Annotated in this window: 3 protein-coding genes; all 3 read left to right on the top strand. The window is 33.1% G+C overall.

Annotated features, from left to right (window positions below; translation table 11 throughout):
• Positions 1 to 93 precede the first annotated feature (93 nt).
• Positions 94 to 588 carry an AHH domain-containing protein gene (locus FEU33_RS19025; RefSeq protein WP_222433438.1) on the top strand — a complete coding sequence of 165 codons (495 nt, stop codon included), beginning with the start codon at positions 94 to 96 and terminating at the stop codon, positions 586 to 588.
• Position 589: 1 nt separating this feature from the next.
• Positions 590 to 1,156, top strand: a complete 567-nt coding sequence (locus FEU33_RS18545) for an imm11 family protein (protein ID WP_146550958.1) — start codon at positions 590 to 592, stop codon at positions 1,154 to 1,156.
• A 714-nt stretch (positions 1,157 to 1,870) separates the two neighbouring features.
• The coding region (locus FEU33_RS18540; RefSeq protein ID WP_222433439.1) for an LXG domain-containing protein at positions 1,871 to 2,206 on the top strand (336 nt) is incomplete at its 3' end.

The following is a 2,206-nucleotide window of genomic DNA, read 5'->3' as shown; positions in this document are numbered from 1 at the left end:
CGCGGAGGGCATCCAAAAGGGCCTCCTCCAAGTGGGAAAAGACTTTTTAAAAGGAATTGATGATTTTATAGACGATCCTGGAAAATCAATAGAATGACCACAGCCAAAGCCACTACCAAAGTAGGCGTCCACAAAGTAAAGGATGCAGCCGAAAAAATCCCGACACTCAACCTGTATCCCTATGCGCCCCAACACCAATTAGCCGGTGTGAACGCAGGTATTGTGCCTTATAATACGGTGAATAGTGTTGGGTTGAGAGATCAGTTGATTTCTATGGCGAAGAGTACTACTAAACCCATTCAAAAGCATCACTATTCAACAAATAAAAGTAAAAAATACACTCCTAAGATTGAAGAAATTACTAAAAAGTATGATTTAGGATTAGATGACGATTGGAATAAAGAATTACTCCCTCATCAAGGAAGGCACCCCAATGCTTATCATGAGTATGTTCTAGAAAGATTAAGGACATTTGATAAAATTGCAAAGGGGGATAAAGAGAAGTTTTTGAAATTATATGAACAGTTAAAGCAGAAAGTTAGAGAAAATCCAGATATGCTATATAAAGATTATTGGAGGAAACAATGAAATGAGATACTTTAAGTTGCTAAAAGACTATTCTGATGAAAATGAGGTATATTGTGCTTGTGAAAACACCTTGGGATGGGAACAATATGAATTATCAGAAGGAAAGCAAATTAGCAATTGGGATGAGAAAATAACTTTCCATTATAATTCAATTGAAGGTAGTCATATACCAGATTATATTCATAATAATTTATCATGGTTTATAATTTCTCCACAGTTTCAGATGATATTAAACGAGATAGATAAAGACGGGGTACAATTTTTGTCAATAAATATTAAAAATAAAGAAAACGATAGTTCGATAATTGGATATTCAGTGGCAAATGTGATAAATGTAGTTGACGCTATTAACTATGAAAATTCAACGTATAGTATATTTGAATTGAATGATAAAAAGTTTTATGATATTACCAAATATGCGTTAAATGAGAATAAAATAAATAGTAAACATATTTTTAAGCTAAAGAATGATGAAATTCCAATATTTGTATCTGAATTAGCAAAAGAATTAATTGAAAAAAATAATATTACTGGTTGCGACTTTCTTGAAGTTGAGGTAACCTTCTAAACACCATTTTTAACCTTAGAGTAATCAACTCTAAGGTTTTCTTATAGAAAGGAGTGCCGAACAAACGTAAGCGTTGAATTGAAATACATATAAGAATAAGTCTATGAATAATCTCCTCAATCATGAGAAATGGAGGAGGTTTTATTTATGTTCCGAAAGCAATTGCGTGAAGAATAGGTATATCAGATTTCTCTTTTTAAAAAAGTGAAATGACACAATCTAAATGATGTGATGCAAATGGTGTTACACATATCACCTTAAATGTTGGCTAAAGAAAATGAAGAAATTACAAGTGACTTCAAACGAATGGGTGTCAATGGGAATAAAAAATGAAACATTGAATGGTTAAGTTTGCCTGTCCCCAAAATCATTCAGACAATATAATACAATTTAAGTTATAGGATTCCCCTAGAGGTGGATAAGAATGAGTGTTAAAATTTATCAGAAAGAAAATTATTCAGATTAATGGAGATATGGAAAAGAACCAAAGGTAGTTATGGACACGAAGTATGTTTATCAAAGCGGCAATCAAACAGACGTAAACTTTTATGTATATGAAACAAAAATTAACCCAAAGGATATTAGATTAGGTGTGAAAAATCAGGTGCCTGTCCTTAAAACTATCCAGTTAATGGAATACAATTTAGGTTATAAAATTCCCCTTTCTCAAGTATAGAAATCGGGATTTTTTGATTTTAATATGGATGGCAGGTCATTGAAACAGATTGGATAGAAAAAGTCCATCGATTTGATTACAATCAGAGTAAGGCTTTTGAAGAATTATCCAATGATGTGTCGAACATGCAAAACTACATAGATGGTATCCAAGCACAGATGAAAAGCGGAAAACTACAACTAGCCAACTATACCATTGGTACATTAAGCAAGTATCAGCTAGATAGCTGGCTGAAGGATGAGGTAGGAAGTACCTGTTCAAGAGTAGAGACAGAAGAAGTCGATCGCATCGAAGAACTGCAAAAGAAACTCGCAAAAGCTTCCACACCAAGTGAGTATTTAAAAATCGCGAAAGAAATAGGCATCGAAAATCTC

Origin of the sequence: Rummeliibacillus suwonensis (assembly GCF_007896435.1) — a bacterium.
Classification (GTDB): Bacteria; Bacillota; Bacilli; order Bacillales_A; family Planococcaceae; genus Rummeliibacillus; species Rummeliibacillus suwonensis.
This window is presented reverse-complemented; position numbering and strand designations above follow the sequence as displayed.

What these genes read in the sequence shown, in the direction of transcription:
- FEU33_RS19025 (WP_222433438.1), top strand. Translation starts at nt 94, where the DNA reads ATGACCACAGCCAAAGCCACTACCAAAGTAGGCGTCCACAAAGTAAAG.
- FEU33_RS18545 (WP_146550958.1), top strand. Translation starts at nt 590, where the DNA reads ATGAGATACTTTAAGTTGCTAAAAGACTATTCTGATGAAAATGAGGTA.